Here is a 25,013-nt window from a genome sequence, read left to right on the forward strand (position 1 = left end):
CTGCTCCTGGGTGGGGAGTGGTGAAGGTCCGGTTCACGGCGTCAGCAGGTTCGCGGGGTTGGAGCGGGTGATGTCCTCGATCTCCTGGGTCGTCAGGGCCGCGTCGTGGAACCACCGCGTGCAGAGGTCCAGCCATTCCTCGACGTCCGGCTGGTCGGGCTGTCCGAGGTCGGAGCTGAACACCACGCGGGGGTGGGCGCGCACGACGTCGCCGAGGTGGCCGGCGTCGTGGTGCCCCAGCAGCAGCGTCAGCGCGGTGACTTCGACGTGGAGACCCGGTACGGAGGAGAGGTCGGCCAGGTCGGCGGGGGTGAAGCCCGACATGGGGTGGGTCGCGTGGGTGAGGAGGAGGCGGGGTACGCCGAGCCGCACGGCCTCGTCCACCACCCGCAGCGCCGCCTCGCGGTCGCAGTGGCCCGTCGCCAGTACGACGGGCAGGTCGCGGGCCGTGCGGAGCACCTCTCCCACGTCCCGGCGCAGCCGCCCGTCGGGAGCGAGGACGCCGTCGGCGCGCCACCGGTCGGCGTGGAGCAGTGGGTGGAACGAGGTGCGCCGCAGCGTGGAGGTGTGCGCGGGGCCGGCCAGCGTCGGCAGGTGGACGACCAGGCGGGCGGGGGTGTCCGGGCCGTGCGCGTACACCGCCTGCTCGACGGAGCTCGGGCGGATGCCCCCGGCCAGTTCGTTGAGGACGAGCGTGCCGGAGACGGGCAGCCCCTCCTGCCTGGCTTCCCAGGCACGGGCCGCCGTCGAGGTGAGATGGCTCTTCAGTACGACCCAGCCGCCCACCTTCGCGTACGCCCGGCCGGCGGCGGCCGAGGTGAGCCGCCGGTCGTAGAGGTCGGGTCCCGCGTGGTAGTGGACGTCCACCAGGGAGTACGCGGCCGTCCCGTCCACAGCCCTCTCAGGCATGGGAGGGCTGCCTGCCGCCGTCCCACGGCTTGGCGTAGCCGTACCGCAGGCGGGCCTCGTCGAGGCGGAGGCCGGCCGCGACCGCGGCGCCGATGGCGCCCTCGGTCCGCTCCACGCCCTCCGCGCGTTCGGCGACCTCCGCTGCGTACGCGTCGGGCACCACCAGCACCCCGTTGTCGTCGGCGACCACGATGTCGCCGGGCCGCACGGTGATGCCGCCGACGGTGACGTCCCGGCCGGTCGCCGCGAGTTCCACCCGGTTCTTCCCGCTGACCATCGTGGCGCCGGTGCTGTAGAGCGGGTAGCCGGCGGCGCGGATCTCCGCGATGTCCCGGGCCGACCCGTGCAGGGCGGTGCCGCGCACCCCGCGACGCTGCGCCAGGCTCGTCAGGAGCGAGCCCCAGTTGGTGCAGGTCGTGCTGCCCGCGTTGTCGACCACGACGAACGAGCCCTCGGGCACGTCGTCCAGGTAGTTGGCCGCGTTACGGAAGCCCTCCCCCGTGTCGTCGACGGGCTGGTACGTGACGGTGAACGCCCGGCCCGCGGCCCGGGTCCCCGGCACCCTCGGGGCGATGCCGGCGAGGACCCCGCCGACCCCGAGGCTGTCCAGCGCGTCGGAGACGGAGGCGGTGTCGAGGCGGGCGAGCCGGTCGACCAGGTCGTCCGAGGGCGCCCGGCCGGCCCGTGGAGCGGTGGTCTCCGCAGCGCTTTCGGCGGGGGCGAGTTCCCCGGCCACGGCCCGCGCGACCTCCTGGGTGCCGCTCGTTCCGCCCATGTCGTAGGTGACGGTCGTCCGGCGCTCCGCCACCGCCCGCACCGCGGCCCTGATCTCCTCGCCGGGGACGGCCAGGTCCAGGTGGTCGAGCATCTGGGCCACGGCGAGGAGCATGGCCATGGGGTTGGCGCGGTCCTGTCCGGCCATGCCCGGGGCGCTGCCGTGCACCGGCTCGAAGTAGCTGCCGTGGTCGCCGATGTTGCCGCTGGGAGCGAGGCCGAGTCCGCCCATGACACCCGCGCCGAGGTCGGAGAGGATGTCTCCGAACATGTTCTCGGCGACCAGCACCCCGAACCGTTCGGGTCTGCGGACCATCCAGAGGGCGACCGCGTCGACGTTGAGGATCTCGGTCTCGATGTCGGGGTAGTCCCCCGCGATCAGTTCGAGCCGCTCACGGAGGTGGTTGCTGCTGTGGCGCAGGACGTTGGGCTTGTCGACCAGGGTGAGCCGGTGGTGGCCGCGGGAGCGTGCGTAGGCGAATCCGTGGCGCAGCAGCCGGTCCATGCCGAACTCGGTCTGGAGACGCAGGGTGACGCTGGTCGCGGCGGCGCCGGAGGCCTGGGCGTTGGGGTGGTCGCGGACGGCGTTCCACAGCGCGTCGTCCAGGCCGTGGACGTCGAAGCCCGCGTAGAGGCCCTCGGTGTTCTCCCGGATCACCGTGAAGTCGAAGCGCCCGTCCACCAGGTCGGTGACCGGGCGGATGTTGGCGTACAGGTTCAGCCGCTGGCGCAGCTGGATGACCGGGGAGACGAAGGTGAGGCCGGTTCCGCGCAGTCCGGGGGGCAGTTCGGCCTCCGCCTCGCGCAGCGGCTTGCTCGTGATGGCGCCGAGGAGGCAGGTGTCGGTCTCCTCCAGCAGCTTCCAGGTGCGCTGCGGGACGGGGTTGCCCTCCTCGCGCCAGCACTCCCAGCCGATGTCGCCGAAGCGCAGGTCGAGGGGGAGGTTGAGCCTGTCCACGGCGTCGAGGGCGGCAGAGGTGACCTCCGGTCCGATGCCGTCGCCGGGGAGGACCGCGACGCTCTTCATGTGAGTCCCTTCTCGCGCAGGAAGGTGCCGACGAGGGCGGACACCTCTGCGGTGCGTTCGAAGTGGGGGCGCATGCCGGCCCCCGCGATGATGTGCACCCGGTGGTGGGGTGCGGCGGCGGTGTGGCGCTGGGTGACGAGTTGGGAGTGGCTGCCGACGATCTGCAGCAGTGGCCCGGAGTGGGCCCGCACGGCCGCCGTGACGTCGGTGCCGCACAGCAGCCGCATGCCCTCGGCCAGGCGGCTGCCGGCGTGGGGGTCGTGCGGGGCGGGGGCGGCGGTGCCGGCGGCGGGGCAGTGGCCGTAGGGCCTCACACGCCGGTCGAGGAGGGCGAGCGCGTAGTCGGAGCGGCCGTCGGCGGCCAGATCCGCGATGTCGGTGAGCCGGGACTCCAGGAGCGCGTCCGTGCGGGCGGGTCCCGAGACGAGCAGTGCGGCCGTGGTGGGGGCGAGGTCGGGGAGCAGGGCCTGGGCCACCGCACCGCCGAGGGCGTTTCCGCAGATCAGGTCGATGTGGCCGTACCGCGGGAGGAGTGCGCGCCAGCGGGCGACGAAGTGGTCCATCGAGTCGTCGCCCTCCTCGCGCAGTGCGAGGGTGTCGACGACGGTCACCCGCAGGCCGGCGTCGGCCAGGACCTGGGTGACGGGGGCGAAGAACCCTCCTCCGTCCCAGCGGGGGGTGACAGGTCCAAAGACCAGTGCGTGTGCCGGGTTTGCCAGGCCCGCGGCGGCCTTCGGTCCGAAGACCGCCGCGGGAACAGCGGTTGCGGTGTGCGTCACCGGACGGTGGCGAGCGCACGTGCGGTGGCGATGCCCTCGCGGTGGCTGCCGCTCAGCAGGTCCTTGCGGCGCTCGACCGGGAGGTCGTAGCGGCCCAGGACCAGGTCGGGCAGCGGCAGGGAGGGGGTCCCCTCGGGGATGGCGGAGAGGAGCAGGTCCGCCAGTTCCAGGGCGGGACCGAGGTGGAGTCTGGCGGCGGCCTCCGTGTCGGTGCGGTCGAGGTGCGCCAGCCACTGCTCGGCGATGAGGTTGCCGGGGCCCTTGCCCATGCCCTGGATCGAGGAGTCCATCCAGGTCGCACCCGCGGCCACCGCGCTGATCGCGTTGGACAGGGCGAGCCCCAGGTTGTTGTGGGCGTGCAGGCCGACCGGGCCGCCGGTGACCGACTTGGTCAGGGTGGTGAGGTCGGTGGTGTCCACGGGAGAGAGGCTGCCGTTGGAGTCCGCGAGGTAGACGACGTCGGCGCCCGCGTCGGTGGCGGCGGTGGCGACCTCGACGACGTCGCGGCCTTCCCACTGGCTGATCCGGGCGAAGTTGACCCCGACGTCGAAGCCGATGTCCTTGGCCTGGCGTATGTACTCCAGGCCGCGCTCGTAGCCCTTGGAGGGCAGGATGATGCGGACCAGCCGGGAGCCGGCGGCGTACATGGCGGGCAGGTCGTGTTCGTTGATGTTCTTGGGGTGCAGGATCATCGCGACCCGGGCCGCCCCGATCTCACGGGCCACCGCGGCGATGAACTCGTCGTCGCCGCGTCCCGTCAGCCCGATGTTGGGTACCGGCAGGAGGGAGCCCTTGCGGTAGGCGATCTCGACCCAGTCGAATCCCGCCTCGACGCTGAGCCGCGCGTGCTCGATCGCGTAGTCGAGGGGGAAGTTGAAGCCGTTGCGGTAACCACCGTCGCGGAGGGTCACGTCGATGTTGACGATGTTCATGGTTCCTCCAGGGAGAGTTTCGGGCGGGCGGGCGGAATCAGGCGGACTGGCCGGCGGCGGCGTGGTGGGCGGCGAGCCGGCCGAAGATCAGGGAGCGCAGCACGGACGTGGCCGGCGGGTAGGCGTGGTAGAAGAGGCCGGTGGCCTCTCCCGCCGCGTACAGACCGGGGATGGCGGTGCCGGACGGGGTGACCACGCGGCCGTCGACATCGGTGCGGACGCCGCCGTAGGTGAAGCAGACGGCGGACGTGAGGGGAACGCCTATGAAGGGCGGGGTGTCCAGCGGGGTGGCCCAGTTGGACTTCTGCGGCGTGAGTCCGGTGGTGGACTTGCCGTCGAGGCGGGTCGGGTCGAACTCACCGGGGACGACGGCCGCGTTGAACTCTGCGACGGTCTTCTCCAGCCCCTCGGCGTCGATGCCCAGCTTGGTGGCCAGCTCCTCCAGGGTGTCGGCCTGCTCGGGGTCGACGTCGCTGAGCAGCGAGTTCCGGAATCCGGGGATGGCGAGGGTCTTCGCGTCGGCGACCCAGTACGCCTCCTGGCCCTGGTTCTTCCAGATCTCGTACCCGACGTGCTCGAAGGTGTTGTCCCAGGTGTCGCGCCCCTCGTCGAAGAAGCGCCGCATGGAGGAGTTGACGAAGATGCCCGTGCTGAAGCCGTAGAGCACCGCGTCGGCCTTGGTGGTGCGAGTGTCGACCGGCTCGGCGTGGATGCCGTCGAACTGGCCCGCGGTGTCGGCGCCCAGTTCCAGCGCCATGCGCAGGGCGTCGCCGCGGCTGTTGGTGATGCCGGGGGCGATGAGCGGGAGGTCGCAGGCCTTGTCGCCGAGGTAGCGGGTGAGCATCTCGGTGTTGCCCTGGAAGCCGCCGCTGGCGAGGATCACGGCACGGCCCTGGATCCGCCGGGTGTGGCCGTCGAAGGTACGGACCAGAACGCCGTCGACCGTGCCGTCGTCGGAGGTCGTCAGGCGGAGCGCCTCGGTCTCGTAGTGGATCTCGACCCGCGGGTCGTTCTCCAGGGCCGCGCCCAGGTGTTCGACGATCGAGGCGCCGCCGCCGCGGGGGCTGGCCGGCGGGTTCATGGTCGGGGTGCCACCGTTGAAGGTGTGCGGCAGCGGGAAGGGCTCGAAGGCGATCTCGACACCGTGTTTCTCGACGAAGCTCAGCACCTGTGGGGTCTCGCGCTCGACGGTGCGGCAGTAGTCGGCGTCCGCGAGGCCGCCGGAGACCCGCCCGACGTGGTCGGCCCAGTCGGTGTCCAGCTGCCGGTCCTCGGTGATCCGCAGGAACGCGCCGGTCCAGCGGGTGGCTCCGCCGCGCTTCTCCTTGGTCGCCCGCTCGAGAACGGCGATCCGGGCCGGGGTGTCACGGCCTTCGGTGGCTTCGGCGAAGGACAGCGCGGCCGACAGTCCGGCGGCGCCGAACCCGATCACGACGAGGTCGTAGGGAGCCGGGGTGGACGAGGCTGACATGGATTCTCCTCGAAGAGAGAGTGGGTGATGGCGAGGTGTGTGTGGGGGGAGGCGTGGGGGATGCGGGACGGGGCTCAGCGGTTGGGGGTGATGACCCGGCTGGTGCGGTAGAGCCGGTACTTCGCACCCGTGGTGGTGCCGGCGAAGTCCTGGTAGCGGCGGGCGAATTCGGGGTCCTCGAAGATCGCGTCGAAGGACTTGCGGTCCGTCCAGGCCGCGAAGTTGACGAGGGCGTCGCCGTCGACGCTCGTCAGCAGGCGGGAGCCCTTGAAGCCGTCGGCGGTGGCGGCGACGTGTTCGACCGCGGAGGCGAGCGCGGCCACGCTGGCGGGGGCGTCCTCGGTGGTGGCCACGTTGATGAGGAACACGCCGTCGTCCGGCACGGCGGCGGTGACGACGCCCGGGCTGGCGTTGCGGCCCTCGAAGGCGAGTTGCTCGTACGAGGCGATGCCGAGCTTGGTCCAGGGGTCGCTCTCGATGAGCTCGCGCACCTCGGTCCCGTCGAGGTCGGCGGTCACGATGACGGCGCCGCCCTCGGGGCGGGGACCGCTCAGCAGGATGCGGCCCTGGTCACCGTGGTCGCGCAGCCATGCCTTGTGCTCGGCCATGTGGGCGAGAACGGTCTCTCGCGGGGTGAGGTAGGTGAGGGTGAGTACGTGGATCATTCCGGGTTCTCCGTGGGTGCGAAGTGGCGGGTGGAGGCGGGTGGTTCAGGCCGTGGGGCCGGGAGCGGGGGCGATCCGGCGGGCAAGGCCGGTGAGGATCTCCTCGGCGTCGGCCACGACGCGCTGGACGACCTGCGCGGCCGGCTGGATGTCCTCGATCAGGTCGAGCACCTCCCCCGCGAACATGGCGCGCTGGGTGGTGTCGTCACGGGCGACCGCGGCGGCCCACTCGGGCTCGACCGAGGCCCGCAGGGCGGCGAGTTCGGCGTCGCGCCCGGTCCAGGTACGGGTGAAGTCGTTGCTCACGGAACGGGCGCGGTAGACCTCGTCCCACGGGATGCCGCGCACGACGTCGAACGCGCGGGTGTCGACGGTGTCCGCGGTCCGCGCGGACATCAGGTGGGACTTGAATCCGGTGGTGGCCAGCGACTCCTCGGTCGCCGCGAACCGGGTTCCCATCATCACGCCGTCGGCGCCGAGCGCGAGAGCCGCCGCCAGCCCGCGGCCGTCGGCGAATCCGCCGGCCGCGACCACCGGCACCGCGCCGTCGGTGATCTCGATGACGGCCGGTACGAGCGGCAGGGTGGCCTGCGTCTTGTGGTGGCCGCCGGCCTCGGCGCCCTGGGCCACGAGCACGGACGCTCCGGCACGCACGGCGATCAGGGCCTGTTCCGGGTCGTGCACCTGGACGATGACCCGTGACCCGGCGTCGGTGGCCGACGCGACGAACCGGTGCACCTGCGCGGCGTCGCCGAAGGAGAGGGCGATGACCGGCGGCGCGTAGCCGAGGACCTTGTCCCAGAGGCCGGGGCGGTCGTCGAAGGTGAACATGACGCAGCCGACTCCCCAGACGCCGCCCGCCTCGGCCGCCCGGGCCACGTGTTCGTCGATGAAAGCGGCGTCGCCGTAGCTGACGCCGACAAGACCGAGACCGCCGGCCCGGGTCACGGCCCCGGCGAGGGCGCCACCGGTCACGGAGCCCATCGGGGCGCAGACGACCGGATGGTCGATTCCGAGCAGTTCCGTCAGCTTGGTCGAGATCACGATGCTCCCTGGTCCGTTTCTGTCGCACGACTGGGAACGGCCGGCAGGCCGTAAGGAAAAGGAGGGCGCGAGACCGAATTCCGCATTGAATTCGGTGCGCGGGTACGCAGCGCGGCCGGCGAATCGAATCCGCCCGGTGAACCCGTTCTGCTCTGTGTCCATGACATTAGCCACCGATCCCGCCGCCGGTCCAAGACGCAAATCGCGTAACTGCCATAGGCGGATCCCTATATCGCCTGGCCGGGGAAACAGAAGCGGCGTGCACCCCGGGTCGAGGGACCCGGGACACACGCCGCTGAGGGGGTTGGTGGGGCTGGGACAGACCGGCTGAGTCGTGTTCCGCAAGGAGCGCCGTCCGCCCGTAGGGCGGGTCGGGCGGCGTCCGGTGCGTGCGGTCGCAAGGCGGGCCGTCCGGACACCGGATGTATCGGGACGACCCGGCAACGCGGCGAGCGTGCGTGCCGGGCGGCGCCCGACAGGCGGGACTTCCAGAACACGGCCTACTCGGCGAAGAACCCCCAGCCACGCTCGCCCGCGACCCGCTGGAGCACGCGCGCCTCATGACTGTCGCCGGCCGCGGTCACCGCGAGACGCTCGCGCGGCGGCCTGCTGGTGGGCAGTGGCCGCCACACCAGGTGCGGCTCCTTCTCGACGGCGCGGCGCGGTCGCAGCGCCACCAGGTCGGAGGTCGTCTGGAGGGCGTGCAGGAACAGGGCGTGCTGGTCCTGGTCGACCGGGTGGAGCACCGAATTCCAGCCCAGCCTTGCCAGATGGGCGGGGATCGTGTCCGCGAACCCGGGCGCGCAGCCCTCGTCGTACCAGAGCAGGCGCTGGCGTGCGAGGTCGCTCCAGGTCGGTTCCGCACGCTCGGCGAGCGCGTGCTGCTGCGCCATGACGACGCCGAGCGGCTCGTCCCAGACCACGGCGCCCACCAGATGCGGCGAGAGGATCGGCATGCGCACGATGCCGAAGGCGAGCTCTCCCCTTCTCAGCAGGTCGTCCTGGTCCGCCGCACCCACCGAGCGCATCCGCAGCCTCACCCCGGGATCGCGCCCGCTGTCCGGACCGCCTCCGGGCAGCCCGTTCTGCACTTCGATGAGCACATCGGCCGGTACGCCGCCGCAGACGCCGACGGACCAGACCTGCGGAGCGGGGGCCGCGGCGGCGATGGCCGAGCGCAACTGGCCGGGAATTCCCTGTATTTCCCGGAGGAAGGCCCGGCCGCCGGCCGTGAGTTCAACCCCACGCGAACTGCGGATGAACAGCGCCGCTCCGACGCGCTTTTCCAGTCGGCGAATTTGCTGACTGAGGCTCGGCTGCGAGATGCGGAGTTGCTGGGCAGCAGCCGACACGGTCCCGCTGCGTACCACGGTGAGGAAATACCGGAGGTGCCTCATGTCGAAATCGTCGACGTCCCGCGCGTCGGAGACGGCGCGATGGACGGCGTCACTCACCGCATGCGGCACCCGCCCGTCGGGATCGGCACCCACCGGGGCGCGCTGGCCCGCCCACTCGTCAAGCACGCTCATCCACTTCCTCCAAAGTGTCGTCGCCCCTGCCCCGCAGGGGCGTGCCCAGTCGGCTTCACGTGCACTGGTTCGAGCATGACATTAAAATTCGTTCTCGAAGGTATTTTTTACGCACCCGAAACGGCATCTTCTTCTCCGAGCCCCGCCACCGGCACCTGGTCGGCGGACAACGCCGCGAAGAGGAGCCGCCAGAGCGGTTCCACGACGGGCATCCCCCCGCGCTCGCCGCTCTGGGCGGGTGCGTGCAGCAGGCCGTAGATCATCGTCATCAGCAGATGGGCGACGAGGCGCGGCGAGTACGCGGGGAATCCGCTGTCGCGCTGCGCCCGGCGCACCAAGGTCATAAGGGCGTTCTGCACATCGGCGAAGGCGCTCCCGAAAGCCGGGCACTCGGACGCGAGGCGGACGGCGGCACGCAGCCGCACGTCCGACTGGAGCCGGCGGGCGAAGCCGATGACGACGCTCTCCAGGACGCTCCGGCCGTCGACACCCGGGGTGTCATGCTCGGCCCGCAGGTGCGCCCAGACCTGGCGCGCCTCGTCGATCAGTGCTCCCGCCAGTGACTTCTTCGAGGAGAAGTGCCCGTAGAGCGCACCTTTCGTCATCCCGGTGCGCTCGGCCACGGCGCTGAGCGTCGCTCTGCTGTACCCCTGGGCGGCGAACTCCTCGGCCGCGGCCGTCAGTACCTTTTCCCGCGTGCGCCGCGCCCGTTCCTGTATGGCCATCTTCTGCGCCCCTCCCTACTGATGAAATCCCATACATACCATCAGAAAGGATTCGTTTATAGGAATCGCGCCTTCCGAGGTCTCAAAAGCTCTCCGCCCGAAGGCGCCCCAGCCGGCCCGGGAGGACCGTCCAACCGGAGCGCTCCGCCTCCCTGTTCAGCACCTCGGACGTGCCCACCACCACCGGCCTGCCCACGGCGCGGAGCAGGGCCAGGTCGCTCTCATGGTCGCCGTAGGCAAAGCAGTCGCCCGGGTCGGCTCCGCGCTCCCGCATGGCCCGGATCGCGGCCTCCGCCTTGGCCTCGCCGATCATCGGCCGGAGCACCTCCCCGGTCAGCACGCCGTCGGCCCCCACCTCCAGCTCGGTGCAGAGCACGGTCGCGACCCCCAACTCCTGGGCGAGCGGGGCCAGGACCGGGTGCATCGACCCCGACACCAGCACGGCCTCGCGGCCCGCCAGCCGGTGCCCGGCGAGGGCTTCCACGGAGTCGAGGACGAACGCCGCGGCCCCCCGGCGGTAGGTGTCGTACCAGAGCCGGCCCGCCGCTTCGAGGTCTGCCAGGGCGACACCGGAGTAGCGCCGGTAGTACCACCGGTTCAGCGCCTCGCGATCCGGTGCGGACCGCGCCGCGGCCCGCAGGGCGGAGGCCTCCGCCTCGGCCCGCGAGGGGTCCGTCTCCGCCAGCCAGTACTCCCTGAACGCCACCATGCTCTTGGCCGCGATCACCGTCTCGTCGACGTCGAAGAACGCGAGCGCCGGCCCCTTCCGCTCCACGGCCGTCATCCGGCACCCCCGCCGTCCCGGGCGTGCTCCTCCCGGCTCAGTACCGCGTCCGCGTAGGCGTCGGCCGCGCTCCCGACCGCGAGCGCCCCGTGCCCAGCGGCCGTGGTGACGTCCCGCCAGGCGCGCTGCACCGGGCTGTCGGGGTTCTGGCCTCGCATGCCCGAGGCGTGGAAGAGCTCGTCGACCGCTTCCCGGCACAGCAGTGCCGCCGTCGCGGCGTCGCGACGGTTCTCGGCCACCGTGAGCGCGGTGATCTCGCCCCGGTCCGCGCGCTCCGCCGCGCAGGCGAGCAGCAGGCCCGCGGCGTGGATCTGCGCCGACGCCCGCGCCAGGAGGGTCACGTGTTCCGCCCTGCGCGGTACCGCCTGGACGCACTCGGCCGTCCACGCCCGCAGCGCCGCGCGGGCCGCCCCGAGCACCGGCGCCGCGAAGATGAGCGCGGCGACCATCGGGTACGGGACGCGGTGGCAGCGGGCCGCGCCGGGCAGTGCACTCAGCAGCGCACTCAGCGGGAAGGAGCGGTGGGAGGGTACGACGACGCCCTCCGCGGTGACGCTGTTGCTGCCGCTCCCCCGCAGGCCGACGGAGAACCAGGTGTCCTGTACGGAGAGCGCCGCGCGCGGCACGGCGAAGATGCGGTGCTCGGGCCCCCCGGGGCCCGGCGTCCAGGACGCGAGCAGTACCCAGTCCGCGTGGTCGACACCGCTGGCCAGGCGCCACTGCCCGTCCAGACGCCAGCCGCCGGACACCGCCTCGGCCCTGCCCTGCGGCGGAACGACGGACGCGGCGATGAGCACGTCCGGGCCCTGCGCCCAGAGGTCGCGCTGCCCCTGTTCGGGAAGGTAGGCGGCCAGCCTGCCGTGGGCCGCGTACAGCGCGGCGCACCATCCCGTGGCGGCGCAGTTCTCCGCCGCGGCCGAGGCGTCGGCGAGCAGTCCGGCGAAACTCCCCGCCGTGCCCCGCCACCGGGTGGGCACGAAGTGGCGGGGGAACCCCGCGTCGGCCAGGGCGGCGGCGACTTCCGGGCCGAGCCTGCGGCGCTGTTCGGCGCCCCACGCGTCCCGGCGCGCCGCCGCCGCGAGCGTGCTCCGTACGTCCCGTTCCCCGGCGGTGGCGTGCCGGCCGGTCAGCACGTCGTCCCCCGCCGGGCCGGGGAGGGCTCGCCCGCTCCGAATCGCACCCGGGCGCACGCGAGTTCCCGGTCGCCCTGGCAGGCGCGGAGCGTGAGCGCCGTCCCGTCCAGCCCCGCGGGCTCCGCGGTGATCGACACGGGGGCGTCCAGTTCGCCGAATGCCTTGAACTCCACGGCGAGCAGGGCCGTTCCGTCCGTCCGGGGTCCGCCGCCCGCCGCGGCGGCGCCCGCCTGCCGGAACGCCTCCATCAGAGCCATGCCCGGCACGTGGTCGGACTCGTGGTCGAAGAGCACGCCGTGTTCCAGGTCCAGACGCAGCCACCACACGTCCGGCCGGAGCGGGTCGCCGTCGATGAGGACGTCGCGCTCGGAGGAGCCTGCGCACACCCGGGGCACCGGCTGCCCGTCGAGCCCCTGTCCGTGCCGCCCTCCCCCACGCGTGCGCACCACGGCGTAGCGACGGGGGTCCATGGGCTCCCAGCGCACCCGCACCCGCCCGAACCGCCGGGAACCGGCCAGCACGTCCGCCTCCAGCTCGAAGCGCAGGCGCCGTTCACCGGCGGCGGGGCCGCGGCATACGCCGTGGAGCCCGACCGCGAGGGGCTCCGTGCCGACCGGCGGGAGCGCTTCGTCCAGATCCACGGAGAGCTCGCTCAGAACAAAGGCCGAGCCGTGCCCGATGCCGAAGAAGCGGTGGGACAGGTAGATCGCGGTCTGCCGCGCGGTCTCAGCGAGCAGCACCGGGTCGGCGGCGCACGCGCCGCGGTGGCCGAGGTAGTGGCTGCGGCGCCAGCGGGCGGCGACCGCGATGCTTCCGTCGTCGAGGAGCAGTGCGTCCGTCAGGAGTACTTCCGTGTCTGCCGACTTGTGGACGGATTCGCGCGGAACGAAGTGGTCGAAGTTCATTCCCTTCCAGTGGTGCTCCGGCCCGGGGTGGTGGCCGGCAGGTATCTCAAGTCCAGGTATGACGTGCACGCTCGCGATTTTCCTTCCTGGTCGCCGTGGAAGCCACGCACCGGTATCGTCCCGACGCAACACGTGGCGCGATGACGAGAAATATACCTTCGGGAAGGTATATTGACAGGTCGTTTTCCGCCACGCCCACATGCGCCACACCCGCCAAGGACGGTTTCCATGCCAGAGCCGCAGTCCACAGCCTTCGCCTCCCGGGCGATCCCCTCCAGGAGAGGTTCGGACCCCAAGCAGGAACGCTCGGCCCGCACGCGCCTACGCGTGCTGATCGGCGCGGCGGAGCTCTTCAGCGAACGCGGTTTCCAGCAGACCTCGGTCAAGGACGTGGCCGACAGGGTCGAGATGACGAAGGGAGCGGTGTACTTCCACTACCCGACCAAGGAAGCACTCGCGGTGGCGATCGTGGAGGAGCACTACGCACGCTGGCCGCGCCTGCTCGACGAGGTCACCGGCGAGGGCCTCGGCCCGCTCGACACCGCCGCGCGGATGCTGGAACTGGCCGCCCTCGCCTTCGAGAGCGATGTCATCGTGCAGGCCGGCGCCCGACTGCAGATCGAACGGCCCCACATAGACGCCGAGTTGCCGACGCCGTACGTCGACTGGATCACCCTCCTGTCGTCCTTGCTGACCTCCGCGCTCGATGCGGGCGACCTGCGACCGGGTATCGCCCCCGACGAGGCCGCGCGCGCCCTGGTCTCCGCGTTCTTCGGGTCCCAGCACGTGTCCGACGTCCTCAGCGGCCGCGCGGACGTCGTGCAGCGCTGGCAGTCGCTGGGCGATCTGCTGTTCCGCGCGATCCGCTCCGAATGAGAGTGCTCCCGGGGGGAGTGGTGCACCGCCGGCGGCGGTGCACCACTCCCCCCGGGAGCGCCTTCGTCCGAGGCGATCCGTCAGGCGGGCTCCGCCACGCGGTTCCGGCTGCCGACGACCACCAGGCCGCCGGCGACCGCGAGACCCAGCAGTACGACACCGAAGGTCGTCGCCCCGCTGGTCAGCCCCACCGCGTCGCTGAGGTATCCCGCGGAGACGGGCAGGATGCCCGCCGGGATGTAACCCCCCACGTTGAGCGCCGCGTTGGCCTCTGCCAGATGCCGCGGCGGGACGCTGGAGTTGAGCAGCGACAGCCCTCCGAGCTGGCCCATCCCCTGCCCCGCACCGGCGAGCAGCGCGGAGGCGATGAGGACCGCCACGGAGGAGGTGTGCACGGCGACGATCAGCGTGATCATGCTCACGGCCGTACTCGCCGCGCCCGCCATGAGAATGGCCGGCCGGCTCAGCCGCTGCACCGCGAACTGCACGCCGGTGGCCGTGAGGAACATCGCGAACGCCATGGCCCCCGCGACGATCCTGCTGGTCGTGCCGAGCAGGCCGGACAGCAGCGAGGGTCCGAGCGACAGCACGAACGACGTTGCGGTGATACCGGGGGCGAACACGGCGATCCCCAGGGTGAGTTCACGACCTTTGCCGCGCGGAACCCCGGGCACCCGCACCCAGGCCCCCTTGGCGGGGGCCACGGGGCGGCGGACCGGCATGCGCGTCACGACGAGCACCGCGGTGACCAGCACCACGGCCTCGACCACGAACACGGTCACGGTCGGGGCGGGCAGCGTCTCGGACAGCACACCGGCCAGCAGCGGGCCGAGCCCGGCCCCGAAGACCATCGCGCAGGAGGCGAGCAGAGCGGCGATCCGCTTGCGCTCGGGCCCCGCCACGTCGGTCACCGCGGCCATGCCGGCCGAGACGACCGCACCGACGGCGATCCCGGTGAACAGCCTCGCCACGATCAGCGCCGCCACGGAGGAGGCGGTGGCGAAGATCAGGCAAGCCGCCAGGCCGAGCGCCAGCGCCGGGAGCAGTACGGGCTTGCGCCCCAGGCGGTCCGAGACGACTCCGCAGACCAGGAGCGATCCGAGCAGGCCGACGATGTAGAACGCGAACACCACGGTCAGGGTGCCCTTGGAGAATCCGATGTCGCGCTGCCACAGCACGTACAGCGGCGTGGCCGCGTTCGACAGCACGAACACCGCGGTGACGGGCCACGCGGCCAGCCACACCCACCACAGCGGGGCACCGGCCCCGGCGGTGCCGTTCTGCCCTCTTCCGTCGACCGCCTGGACAGGTGTGGTCCGAGTCTCGGACATGACGTTCCTCCCGACTCTCAAGTACGAGCTGAGTCGAACTTAGCATGCAGTACGATTGAACTCGTACATAGGAATCGCGTCATAAGGAGTTGCCTATGCCTTCGGCCACGGGCGCCAACCCCGTCATCAGGGTGCTCCCCGAACCCCCTGACCTGCCCGAACCGCTCCCGGAGCCGGCGGTGGGCGAGCTGCGCCTGGAAACCGTCCTCGGCGCGCTCAGCGATCCGCTGCGGTTGACGATCATCCAGAAGCTCCTGCTGGAGTCGGAGCGGTTCGACCACACCTGCGGCTGGTTCGGCCTCGACCGGCCCAAGTCGTCGCTCACGCACCACTTCAAGGCGCTGCGGGAGGCGGGGGTCACGCGCCAGCGCCAGTACGGACTCGAACGCCGCAGCCAGGTACGCGTCGACGACCTCAATGCCCGGTTCCCCGGTCTGCTGGAGCTCGTCGCGGCCTGGACCCCCGAGTCCTGAACTGAACGGACCGGACCTGACCGCCCGCGCCCCCGGCGCACGCCGGGCACCGCACGCCGGGCGCCGGGGCGCGCGGCCCAGGACCGCGTCGTGCTCGGGGGCCTCGCAGGGACCGGGCCGTCGCAGGGACGACGGGAAACCGGGGTTACGTACCCGGGGAAACGTTGCGCCGCCGCGCGGAAGCGGTCTCGCCGCGCAGAAGCGGACCGCCGGCCGGGCGGACCACCGGATGCGGCGGGTGAGGCGGATGCGGCGGGTGAGGACCACCGGATGCGACGGATGCGGACGGTCAGGACGCCCGAGGGGCATCCCCGACCCCGCGTGGTGGCCCGGCGGCGGACCGCCGGGCCGGAGAACGTCTCAGGCCGCGTCGGTGCGGCACTCCGGATGGCCCCAGCCCGCCGGGTTCTTCGCGATCATCTCCTGGGCCGCGTACGGCTTGCCGCAGCGGCACCGCCCGGCGAACTTCGCCCGGATCGTGGCCCCCGTACGGGCGCCGCCCGTGGCGGCCTTCGTGCTCTTCCCGGGCGGGCTCTTCACCGCCCTGGACGGGGCGGGCTCGGGCAGGGCGGCCGTCCCGTGGGCCGTGCCGGCGGGCAGCTGCGACACGGCCGCCTCGCTCGCGGCCTGGTCCGCCAGCGCGTTCAGCGGGTCCCCGCCGACCTGGTGGGCGGGGACGTACTGGAAACGAACCGCGCGGCCGGTCAGCAGCTCGTCGATGCGGACGACCAGCTCCTGGTTGGCGACCGGCTTGCCGCCCGAGGTCTTCCAGCCGTTGCGCTTCCAGCCCGGCAGCCACTTGGTCACGGCGTTCATCGCGTACTGGGAGTCCATGCGCACCTCGACCGGCACCGAGGGGTCGGTCGACTCCAGCAGCGAGCGCAGGGCGGTCAGCTCGGCGACGTTGTTGGTGGCGGTGCCCAGTGGTCCCGCCTCCCAGCGCTGCGGGCGCCCCTGCGCGTCCGCGACCACCCACGCCCAGGCGGCAGGCCCGGGGTTGCCCTTCGACGCCCCGTCACACGCGGCGATGATGCTCTCGTCCATACCTCGATCATGCCAGCCTCCGAGAACGGCTCCGGCCGCGCGTACCCGGACCCCGGCAGCGGTCAGGGCACGATCGAGTCGACGTACCCGCCGTCCACCCGGACCGCCGCACCGGTGGTGGCGGAGGCCTGGGTCGAGCTGAGGTAGACCACCAGGTTGGCGATCTCCTCGGGTTCGATGAGGCGCTGGAGCAGTGACTGCGGCCGGTGCAGGCGCATGAACGCGCGCTGCGCCTCGTCCCAGGGCAGGTCCTCGTCCACGAGTTCGTACACGAACTTCTCGACGCCTCCGGTGTGTGTCGGGCCGGCGATCACCGAGTTGACCGTCACCCCGCTTCCCGCCGCCTCCTTGGCGAAGCCCCGGGAGACCGCGAGCAGGGCGGTCTTGGACATCCCGTAGTGGATCATCTCGGCGGGTACGACGAGCGCCGAGTCGCTCGCGATGTTCTGCACCCGGCCCCAGCCCCGGCCGGTCATCCCGGGCAGGTAGCGGCGGATCAGCCGGACCGCGCTGAGGACGTTCGTGTCGAAGTACGTCCGCCATTCCCCGTCGGTGATCTCCAGCGGCGGGCGCGCTCCGAAGATGCCGAGGTTGTTGACGAGCACGTCGGCCTCGGGGACGGCCTGCTGGAGCCGCTCGGCCCCTTCCTCGGTGACCAGGTCGCAGGCGACGCTCTCGACGTCCGCGTCCGCCACCCCGTCCCGCAGGGTCCGCGTCGCCGACTCCAGCCGGTCCGCGTCGCGGCCGGTCAGCACCACCGAGGCGCCCGCGGCGGCGAGGCCGGAGGCGATGGCGAGGCCGATTCCCTGCGACGATCCGGTGACGACGGCCTTCTTGCCCGTCAGGTCGATACGCACCTCGTGGTCCTTTCCGCCGGTTCGGGTGCCGGAGCGGCACCGTGTCCACGGTCGCACCGCGCCGGGCGGACCGCTTCCGGAGCGGGCGGCGCGGTCCCGTACCGGATCGGGCCCGGCGCGTCCGCGCGACAGGGACCGGCGGCGGGCGCGACGATGAACCCCCTTGACCTCAACAATGGTTGAGGTCCTATTTTCCTGTCCACGGGCCCCCTGCGGGCCGTCCGTCGGTCGGAAGAACCCGGAGCCCCTTGTATGGACATGGAATTCACCGCCTGGTCGTCGCTGCACAGTGTGATGAACGCCGAGCGCGACCGCCGGCCGTTCTCCGGGGCGACCCTGCGCCGCATCGCCGGATTCGCCCGCCCGCACCGCCGCCGGCTGGTGCGGTTCCTGGCCGCCAGTGTGGCGGGAGCCCTGCTCGCGGTGGCCACACCGGTCCTCGCGGGCAAGGTGGTCGACGCGATCGTGCAGGGCGGCCAAAGCGACACCGTCGTCCGTCTCGCGCTGCTCATCGCGCTCATCGCGGTGGCCGACGCGGCCCTCGGACTGCTCACCCGCCGGCTGTCGTCCAACCTGGGCGAGGGGCTCATCCTGGACCTGCGGACGGCCGTCTTCGACCACGTCCAGCGGATGCCGGTGGCCTTCTTCACCCGTACGCGTACGGGGGCGCTGGTGAGCCGGCTGAACAGCGACGTCATCGGGGCCCAGCGGGCGTTCAGCAACACCCTCTCGGGCGTGGTCGCCAACGTCGTGACCCTGGTCCTGACGCTCGCCGTGATGCTCGGCATCTCCTGGCGGATCACGCTGCTCGCCCTGGTGCTGCTGCCGGTGTTCGTCGTACCGGCCCGTCGCCGGGGCGCCCGGATGGCGTCGCTGCAGCGGGAGGCCGCCGCGCACAACGCTGCGATGGCGACGCAGATGACCGAGCGCTTCTCGGCGCCGGGCGCCACCCTCGTCAAGCTGTTCGGGCGGCCCGCCGACGAGTCCGCCGAGTTCGCCGCCCGGGCCCTGCGGGTGCGGGACATCGGCGTCCGGACGGCCATGGCGCAGTCCGGCTTCATCACCGCCCTCACCCTGGTCTCCGCGCTGGCGCTCGCGCTGGTCTACGGCCTCGGGGGCCACTACGCCCAGCAGGGCACGCTCGAACCCGGTGCCGTGGTCTCGCTGGCCCTCCTGCTGACCCGCCTGTACGCCCCGCTCACCTCCCTCGCCGGGGCGCGGGTGGAGGTGATGAGCGCCCTGGTCAGTTTCGAGCGCGTCTTCGAGATCCTGGACCTGAAACCTCTGATCGCCGAGAAGCCGGACGCGCGGCGGGTGCCGGACGGGCCGGTCTCGGTGGAGTTCGACGGCGTCTCGTTCGGTTACCCGTCGGCCGACAAGGTCTCCCTCGCCTCGCTGGAGGCGGTCGCCACGCTCGACGACCGGGGCGGCGACCGGGTGCTGCACGACGTGTCCTTCGCGGCGCGGCCGGGCCGGATGGTCGCCCTGGTCGGCTCGTCGGGGGCGGGCAAGTCGACGATCGCGCAGCTGCTCCCCCGGCTGTACGACGCCGACGCGGGGGCGGTCCGGCTGAACGGCGTGGACGTCCGCGACCTGACCGCCGACTCGCTGCGCGAGACGATCGGCATGGTCACCCAGGACGGACACCTGTTCCACGAGTCGGTCCGGGCCAATCTGCTGCTGGCCCGGCCGGAGGCCACCGAGGAGGAGATCTGGGACGCCCTGCGCCGCTCGCGGCTCGACGGGCTGGTGGCCTCGCTCCCGGACGGCCTGGACACGGTGGTCGGGGAGCGCGGCTACCGGCTCTCGGGCGGCGAGCGGCAGCGGCTGACCATCGCCCGGCTGCTGCTGGCCCGTCAGCGCGTGGTGATCCTCGACGAGGCGACCGCGCACCTCGACTCCACCTCGGAGGCGTCGGTCCAGGAGGCGCTGGCCGAAGCCCTGGAGGGCCGGACGGCGCTGGTGATCGCCCACCGGCTCTCGACGGTGCGCGCGGCCGACCAGATCCTGGTCGTCGAGGCCGGGCGGATCGTCGAACGTGGCACCCACGAGGAGCTTCTCGCCGCCGCAGGACGGTACGCGGAGCTGTACCGCACCCAGTTCGAGCGCCCGGACACCGCGCCGCACGCGGTGGGGTGACCGGCGTACGGCGGCGACAGGGTGTCGGACCGCTGCCCCCCGGTGGTACCCCCACCTGAGCGCCGGTCACGGCCCGTTCGCCGCCTCGGACGACGGGGCGGCCGCTCGTCCCCGGTCCGGGGCGAGCGGTCCCCCTCCCAGGGGCCGGCCCCGCGTCAGCCGCGTCCGGCCCGCACCCCGCGTACGCCCCTTGCGGCGCCGCTCACCGAGCGGCCCTCCCCGCTCCGGCGCAGCACCGCACGGCCGCAGCCGCGCCACTGTGAGGGCGGGACCGGGCTGCCGGGTCCGGTGCGGGTGATCAGGGCGTTCACCGAGCTCATCGGATCGCCTGCGGCCACCTTCGCCAGCAGCACGCCGGCGACGAGCGGGAGGAGAGCCCCGGCCAGAGCGGAGCCGGCCACGGTGACGTGGCGGATGCGGGCACGGGGGCGGGGGCGCGACGGGGTGGGCATGGTCCCATCCGACCAGCGGCGCCCGGCCCTCGGATGCGCCGGGCTACTCAGTCCGGGGCATCCGCGTACTCAGCGAGGACACCGGGTGAGACCGTGCCGGGGGCGGCGGCCGGACGCCCCCGGACACCGGGAGGAGAGGTCGGACCACCCCGCTGCCGTGATCGGCGCGCAGCAGCCGCAGGAACCGCAGCTGGGCGAAGTACGCGCCCGCGGGGCGGAAGAAGGTGCTCAGCAGGTAGAAGGCGGCCACCCAGTAGCCCGCCCTGCCGCCGAGGACGAGGGTGGCCGCGAGGACCAGCAGGGCGGTGACGGCGTGGCCGGCCACCGCCGCCCCCAGCGTCATCCGTGCGATCCGTGCCGCCTCGTCGTCCCGGGCCTGGCTGATCACCAGGCCCTCGTCCCGGCTGACGGCGATCTCGGCGAGGACGGAGCGGGCTCGGAAGTAGAGGTTCCAGGGGAGAGTCAGGAGGAGTCGCAGCCAGAGCAGGCAGGCGATCACGGCCCCCACCCCCAGGACGATGGTGAGCGGCACCTCGATGGCGTACGGCAGCGCCACCGAACCCGCCAGAACGGCGACGGCGACGGCCGCGCGCACGACCTTCCCGCCCACGGACTTCACCATGGTGCCCCCCGGTGTGCGTCCACGTCGACGTGATGACCCGTCATGGTCCTGCGGGACACTTCCGTCCGCATGAGTACGGCTACTCAGCGCCCGCGGCCCCGAGGTCGACGTACGCGACGACGGGCAGGTGGTCGCTGCCGGTCGCGGGGAGGGTGCGTATGCCGGTGACGCGGACGGACCGCGCGAGGACCTGGTCGATACGGGCCACCGGGAAGGACGCGGGCCAGCTGAACGCGACTCCGGAGCCGGGGGCGTCCAGGTGTGCGCGGAGCGGGCCCAGTCCCCGGTCGTCCACGGTGCTGTTGAGGTCGCCGAGCAGGAGGAGCCGCTCCAGCGGCTCGTCCCGGATCACGGCGGCGAGAAGGGCGGCGCTCTCGTCCCGGGGGCCGGAGCGCAGGCCGGTCGCGCCGAGGCGGATGGACGGCAGGTGAGCGACGTACACGGCGAGGTCGCCGTCCGGGGTGTGCGCGGTGGCCCTCAGGCCCCGGTTCCAGCCCTCTGCGATGCCGTGCGGCCTGATGTCCACGGGGCGCACGTCCGTCAGGGGGTAGGCCGACCAGAGCCCCACGGTGCCGCTCGCTCCGTGGTACGGGAAACGCGGCGCGAGGGCCCGCGCGTACACCGGCAGGGCCTGCCCGGTGAGTTCCTCCAGCGCGACGATCCGCGCCCCGCTCCGGTTCAGCGCCGCCGCCGTCCCCGCCGGGTCGGCGTTCTCGTCGCTGACGTTGTGCTGGACCACGACCAGGCCGCCGGAGTCCTCCGTCCCCGTGAGGAAGAGGCCGCCGAACCGGATGCCCCAGACGAGGACGGGCAGCAGCGCGGCCATCACGGCCACCGGTGCTCTTCGCAGCAGCCCGGCACAGAGGAGTACCGGCACCGCGAGGCCGAGCCAGGGCAGCAGGGTCTCCAGCAGACTGCCCAGCCGGCCGGGGGTGTTGGGGACCAGCCGGGGCACGGCGAGCAGCGCGGCGGCCACCGCGGCGAGCACCGCCCCCGTCTTCCCGCGTCCGGGGCGGCACCACCTCCGGCGGGCCGGTGCGGACGGGTGGGCCGCCGGAACGCCCGGGGGCGCGGGCGCGGGGGTCTCTGCCGGTTGCATCGTTCTCCTGGGTCGTATCTGACCATGCGCGTCGGATCGCCCGCCCGGCGGGAAGGGGCAGACACGGCCAGGTCCGTACGGGATCGCCGGAGCCCTGAACGTCGCGCGGGTGGCCCGGTCCGGCGTACGACTCCGTCCTCCGGTTCCGGGTCGTACCGGAGGACGACGCGGCCGGACCCCCTCCGGTTCCGCCGGGGGGCCGGCACTCCGTGGTGAACGGTGGAATCGGGACGGCCCTTTCACCGAATCGACGACCGGTCCGTTCGGCCGGAAGGACTGGATTCACGGAACGCCGGGAAGTCACCGGGCGGCCACCGCCACGAATGCGAACGGCGTCCCGCACACGGACCGTTCCCCGCGCCCCCTCCGGCGGAAAAATCCCTGCGCGGAAGGCCCTGCACGGAAAGGCCGGGTGAACAAGCGGAACACCCATCGGGCGAAAGGGTGAGGAAGCATCTCCCCGCACCTCCGGCCGGAACGTTTCCGCGCTTACGGGACCCGGCGCTCGGAGCATGCGTACAGGTCAGCGACGTGTGGCATTCGGGTCCGGCGCGGCTGGTCGCACGAGCGAGTCATCCACACATTCCGGCTGACAGTCTGTCAAAGTGCAGTTCGGTTTAACTCATTTTCCACTCTCGCGCAAAAGCGCGACACGAACAAACCTGCCCGGAAGGGTGAGCGCTCAGCACCGCTCCCCGGAAACCACACAGAACGCATGCGCACACCTTCTCGATCGGTCATACGACTTTTTCGACCGGTCATGCGGGGGTGAGTACGAAGACCGCCGAAGGCGCCGCGAGAACGTCACCCCGGAGCAATTCTGTTGAAGATCCTTCATCTCGTTCAGCCTGTGGAGGGCGGCGTCGCCCGGGTCGTCGTCGATCTCGTGCGGGCGCAGGTCCGCGCCGGACTCCGGCCCGTCGTCGGGTGTCCGCCGAACGGCCCGCTGGCCGCGCTGGCGTCCGCCGCGGGGGCGGAGGTCCACGGCTGGTGGGCCGTACGCGACCCCGGCCTCGGGCTGGCCCGCGAGATCGCCGGAGCCCGCTCCCTGGTCCGGGAGCACCGCCCGCACGTGGTGCACGCGCACAGCGCGAAGGCCGGTCTCGCGGGCCGTATGGCGGTACGCGGCCGGATTCCGACCGTGTTCCAGCCGCACGCCTGGTCGTTCGAGGCGGTACACGGAGGAACCGCCGCTTCCGCGGTGAAGTGGGAGCGTTTCGGCGCCCGTTGGGCGGACCGGGTGCTCTGTGTCAGCGACTGCGAGCGCCGGGCGGGCGAGCGGGCGGGCATCGCGGCCCGCTGGTCGGTGATCCACAACGGCATCGATCTCGGCCACTTCCGGCCGGCCGGGCTCCGGGAGCGGGCCGCCGCCCGGACCGCCCTCGGCCTCCCCGACGGGCCGCCCCTGCTGGTCTGCGTCGGCCGCCTGAGCCGGCAGAAGGGCCAGGACGTCCTGCTGGAGGCGTGGCGCGCGATGCGTCCGGGGACCGGCCGGCTCGCCCTGGTGGGCAGCGGGCCCGAGGAGGCCCGGCTGCGCGAAACGGCCCCGGCCGACGTGCTGTTCGCCGGGTCGGCCGACGACGTCCGCCCCTGGATCCACGCGGCCGACGCCGTCGTCCTGCCCTCGCGGTGGGAGGGCATGGCCCTCGCGCCGCTGGAGGCGATGGCGTGCGGCCGGCCGGTGCTGATGACCGACGTGGCCGGCGCCCGGGAGAGCCTGCCGCCCGGACAGGACGCCCACTGCCTCGTCCCGCCGGACGACCCGGCGGCCCTGGCCGCCGCGCTCACCGCCCTGCTGTCCGACCCCGCGCTCCGTACGGAACTCGGCCGCGCCGCCCAGCTCCACGCCCGTGCGGTCTTCGACGTCCGCAGGACCGCCGCGGAGGTCACCCGCCTCTACCAGGAACTTGTCCACCCGTCCGGCACCACGACGAGAGAGCGCACCGAGCGATGACGACGGAGAGTGCATCACTCCCGGGCACTGCCCGGGCGACCACGCTGTCCCCAGCTTCTTCCACCGTCCATCGACCACGCGGCGGCCCGGTCCGGCGCTACTCCGAGCCGGTCGTCCGGCAGGTCGGCCGGCACCGGCTGACGGTGCTGCTCATGGGTGCCGACGCTCTCGTCGCGACCCTCGCCCCGGCGGTGGGGCCCGCTCCCCGCTGGCCGGTCGCCGTCTTCGCGGTCCAGGCGGCCGCGCAGGTACTGCTCCACTCCTCCCGCGGCCTGTACCGGCCCCGGCTGTCCCGCTCGGCGGCGGCCGAGTTCCCGGCGGTCCTCGGGCTGACGCTGCTCCAGTGGTTCGTGACCGCCGAGACCCTCACCACGCACGACACCCGCTACGCGATCGGCTGGACCACCCTGCTCTGCGCGGTGGGGGTGCAGACGCTCTTCTGCTGTGTCGCGCGCGGTGTGCTGTACCGGGCCGGTGCGCGTGCCGCGGCCCGGCACCCCCGGCCGACCCTCGTCGTGGGATCCGGACCGCTCGCCCGCAGTGCCGCGACCGCCCTCCGCGACCGCACCGAGTACGGCCTGCGGGCCGTGGGCCGGGTGGCGCTGCGCGCGGCGGACGCGGGCCCGGCGGCGGACGACGGAGCGGCGGGCAGGACCCCGGTGCTGCGCACCCGGGAAGAGGTGGGCCGGACCGTCGTGCGCAAGCGGGTGGGGCACGTGCTCTTCACCGAGCACCCGGCGGCGACCCCCGAGGGCACCGAGCTCTTCTCCCTCCTCACCGGACACGGCTGCCGCATGTGGCTGATCGAGCCTCCGGCGACCGGTGCGATGCCGGAGCACCGGCCCGCGCGTCCCGACCATCTGTGGGGGTACTCCGCGCACCGCCTGCTCGCCGCGCACCGGCGCCCCTTCTCCCATGCGGCCAAGCGCGCGATGGACCTCGTCCTCGCCTCCGTCGCCCTGCTGGCCGCCTCCCCCGCGCTGTTGGCCTGCGCGTGCGCGGTACGGCTCTGCGACGGGCCGGGGGTGCTCTTCCGGCAGGAGCGACTCGGCCTGCACGGAAGGCCGTTCACCCTCCTGAAGTTCCGTACGCTCCGGCCCGCCGACGCCCACGAGTCGGCCACCCGGTGGAACGTCGCGGGCGACCGGCGGATGAGCGCGGTCGGCAAGGCGCTCCGCCGTACCTCCCTGGACGAACTGCCGCAGTTGTGGAACGTGCTGCGCGGGGACATGAGCCTGGTCGGACCGCGCCCCGAACGCCCTTTCTTCGCAGCCCAGTTCAGCACCATCCACCCCGGTTACCAGGCGCGCCACCGGATGCCCGTGGGCATCACCGGGCTCGCCCAGGTGAACGGTCTGCGCGGCGACACCTCGATCGAGGACCGCGCCCGCTTCGACAACCGGTACATCGAGACCTGGTCACTCTGGCAGGACGTGTGCGTGCTCGCCCGCACCGTCCTCTCCCTCTTCCGGTGCGGAGGCAGCTGAGC

The 25,013-nt window shown here is 72.7% G+C and carries 23 protein-coding genes; 5 read left to right on the top strand and 18 right to left on the bottom strand.

Annotated elements, in window-relative coordinates:
* Positions 1-33 precede the first annotated feature (33 nt).
* The 12 genes from OG599_RS01410 to OG599_RS01465 all read right to left on the bottom strand — a co-directional run bounded on the left by OG599_RS01410 (position 34) and on the right by OG599_RS01465 (position 12,746).
* Complete coding sequence (locus tag OG599_RS01410; RefSeq protein ID WP_327174056.1) at positions 34-909, bottom strand: DUF6282 family protein; 876 nt, start codon at positions 907-909, stop codon at positions 34-36.
* On the bottom strand, positions 902-2,710 hold the full coding sequence (locus tag OG599_RS01415) for an isocitrate/isopropylmalate family dehydrogenase (protein ID WP_327174057.1): 1,809 nt from the start codon (positions 2,708-2,710) through the stop codon (positions 902-904). Before OG599_RS01415 ends, OG599_RS01410 begins: the two co-directional genes overlap by 8 nt.
* Positions 2,707-3,489, bottom strand: a complete 783-nt coding sequence (locus OG599_RS01420) for an alpha/beta fold hydrolase (RefSeq protein WP_327174058.1) — start codon at positions 3,487-3,489, stop codon at positions 2,707-2,709. Before OG599_RS01420 ends, OG599_RS01415 begins: the two co-directional genes overlap by 4 nt.
* Positions 3,486-4,421: a hypothetical protein gene (locus OG599_RS01425; protein WP_327174059.1), complete on the bottom strand. Its 936-nt coding sequence runs from the start codon at positions 4,419-4,421 to the stop codon at positions 3,486-3,488. Before OG599_RS01425 ends, OG599_RS01420 begins: the two co-directional genes overlap by 4 nt.
* Before the next feature lie 37 nt (positions 4,422-4,458).
* The gene (locus tag OG599_RS01430; RefSeq protein ID WP_327174060.1) at positions 4,459-5,892 is read right to left on the bottom strand and encodes an FAD-binding protein; all 1,434 of its coding nucleotides are present in this window, start codon (positions 5,890-5,892) and stop codon (positions 4,459-4,461) included.
* Positions 5,893-5,966: 74 nt separating this feature from the next.
* Entirely contained in the window at positions 5,967-6,557 is a 591-nt protein-coding gene (locus OG599_RS01435) for a YciI family protein (protein ID WP_327174061.1), read from the bottom strand.
* A 45-nt stretch (positions 6,558-6,602) separates the two neighbouring features.
* Positions 6,603-7,601 (bottom strand): NAD(P)H-dependent flavin oxidoreductase, encoded by a 999-nt coding sequence (locus OG599_RS01440; protein WP_327174062.1) that lies wholly within the window; start codon positions 7,599-7,601, stop codon positions 6,603-6,605.
* A 500-nt stretch (positions 7,602-8,101) separates the two neighbouring features.
* Complete coding sequence (locus OG599_RS01445) at positions 8,102-9,130, bottom strand: LysR family transcriptional regulator (RefSeq protein WP_327174063.1); 1,029 nt, start codon at positions 9,128-9,130, stop codon at positions 8,102-8,104.
* Between the two features lie 107 nt (positions 9,131-9,237).
* Positions 9,238-9,855 carry a TetR/AcrR family transcriptional regulator gene (locus OG599_RS01450; protein WP_327174064.1) on the bottom strand — a complete coding sequence of 206 codons (618 nt, stop codon included), beginning with the start codon at positions 9,853-9,855 and terminating at the stop codon, positions 9,238-9,240.
* A gap of 82 nt (positions 9,856-9,937) precedes the next feature.
* Positions 9,938-10,639: an HAD family hydrolase gene (locus OG599_RS01455; protein ID WP_327174065.1), complete on the bottom strand. Its 702-nt coding sequence runs from the start codon at positions 10,637-10,639 to the stop codon at positions 9,938-9,940.
* On the bottom strand, positions 10,636-11,772 hold the full coding sequence (locus OG599_RS01460; protein ID WP_327174066.1) for an oxidoreductase: 1,137 nt from the start codon (positions 11,770-11,772) through the stop codon (positions 10,636-10,638). Before OG599_RS01460 ends, OG599_RS01455 begins: the two co-directional genes overlap by 4 nt.
* Entirely contained in the window at positions 11,766-12,746 is a 981-nt protein-coding gene (locus OG599_RS01465) for a ScbA/BarX family gamma-butyrolactone biosynthesis protein (RefSeq protein WP_327174067.1), read from the bottom strand. The genes OG599_RS01460 and OG599_RS01465 overlap by 7 nt, the downstream gene beginning before the upstream one ends.
* Before the next feature lie 159 nt (positions 12,747-12,905).
* Here OG599_RS01465 and OG599_RS01470 point away from each other — a divergent pair, with 159 nt between their 5' ends.
* Positions 12,906-13,553 carry a ScbR family autoregulator-binding transcription factor gene (locus tag OG599_RS01470; RefSeq protein ID WP_327174068.1) on the top strand — a complete coding sequence of 216 codons (648 nt, stop codon included), beginning with the start codon at positions 12,906-12,908 and terminating at the stop codon, positions 13,551-13,553.
* A gap of 80 nt (positions 13,554-13,633) precedes the next feature.
* Here OG599_RS01470 and OG599_RS01475 read toward each other — a convergent pair whose 3' ends face one another.
* Positions 13,634-14,884 (bottom strand): MFS transporter, encoded by a 1,251-nt coding sequence (locus OG599_RS01475; RefSeq protein WP_327174069.1) that lies wholly within the window; start codon positions 14,882-14,884, stop codon positions 13,634-13,636.
* Positions 14,885-14,979: 95 nt separating this feature from the next.
* On the opposite strand from OG599_RS01475, the gene OG599_RS01480 reads away from it, so the two are divergent.
* Positions 14,980-15,357, top strand: a complete 378-nt coding sequence (locus OG599_RS01480) for an ArsR/SmtB family transcription factor (RefSeq protein ID WP_327174070.1) — start codon at positions 14,980-14,982, stop codon at positions 15,355-15,357.
* 360 nt (positions 15,358-15,717) lie between these two features.
* Here the strand turns inward: OG599_RS01480 and OG599_RS01485 are convergent, their stop codons facing one another.
* Together OG599_RS01485 and OG599_RS01490 are read right to left on the bottom strand one after the other, a co-directional pair.
* A complete protein-coding gene (locus tag OG599_RS01485) occupies positions 15,718-16,401 on the bottom strand; it encodes a ribonuclease H family protein (protein WP_327174071.1) in 684 nt (227 codons plus the stop codon).
* Between the two features lie 62 nt (positions 16,402-16,463).
* Entirely contained in the window at positions 16,464-17,258 is a 795-nt protein-coding gene (locus OG599_RS01490) for an SDR family NAD(P)-dependent oxidoreductase (RefSeq protein ID WP_327174072.1), read from the bottom strand.
* Between the two features lie 252 nt (positions 17,259-17,510).
* Between OG599_RS01490 and OG599_RS01495 the strand changes: the two genes are divergently transcribed.
* Complete coding sequence (locus OG599_RS01495) at positions 17,511-19,397, top strand: ABC transporter ATP-binding protein (RefSeq protein ID WP_327174073.1); 1,887 nt, start codon at positions 17,511-17,513, stop codon at positions 19,395-19,397.
* Between the two features lie 155 nt (positions 19,398-19,552).
* Here OG599_RS01495 and OG599_RS01500 read toward each other — a convergent pair whose 3' ends face one another.
* The 3 genes from OG599_RS01500 to OG599_RS01510 all read right to left on the bottom strand — a co-directional run bounded on the left by OG599_RS01500 (position 19,553) and on the right by OG599_RS01510 (position 21,570).
* On the bottom strand, positions 19,553-19,849 hold the full coding sequence (locus OG599_RS01500) for a hypothetical protein (RefSeq protein WP_327174074.1): 297 nt from the start codon (positions 19,847-19,849) through the stop codon (positions 19,553-19,555).
* Between the two features lie 43 nt (positions 19,850-19,892).
* A complete protein-coding gene (locus tag OG599_RS01505) occupies positions 19,893-20,471 on the bottom strand; it encodes a hypothetical protein (RefSeq protein ID WP_327174075.1) in 579 nt (192 codons plus the stop codon).
* 79 nt (positions 20,472-20,550) lie between these two features.
* Positions 20,551-21,570 carry an endonuclease/exonuclease/phosphatase family protein gene (locus OG599_RS01510; protein WP_327174076.1) on the bottom strand — a complete coding sequence of 340 codons (1,020 nt, stop codon included), beginning with the start codon at positions 21,568-21,570 and terminating at the stop codon, positions 20,551-20,553.
* 823 nt (positions 21,571-22,393) lie between these two features.
* On the opposite strand from OG599_RS01510, the gene OG599_RS01515 reads away from it, so the two are divergent.
* Together OG599_RS01515 and OG599_RS01520 are read left to right on the top strand one after the other, a co-directional pair.
* The gene (locus OG599_RS01515; RefSeq protein ID WP_327174077.1) at positions 22,394-23,524 is read left to right on the top strand and encodes a glycosyltransferase family 4 protein; all 1,131 of its coding nucleotides are present in this window, start codon (positions 22,394-22,396) and stop codon (positions 23,522-23,524) included.
* Complete coding sequence (locus OG599_RS01520) at positions 23,521-25,011, top strand: exopolysaccharide biosynthesis polyprenyl glycosylphosphotransferase (RefSeq protein WP_327174078.1); 1,491 nt, start codon at positions 23,521-23,523, stop codon at positions 25,009-25,011. Before OG599_RS01515 ends, OG599_RS01520 begins: the two co-directional genes overlap by 4 nt.
* Positions 25,012-25,013 lie beyond the last annotated feature (2 nt).

Source organism: Streptomyces sp. NBC_01335, from assembly GCF_035953295.1.
Taxonomy (GTDB): Bacteria; Actinomycetota; Actinomycetes; order Streptomycetales; family Streptomycetaceae; genus Streptomyces.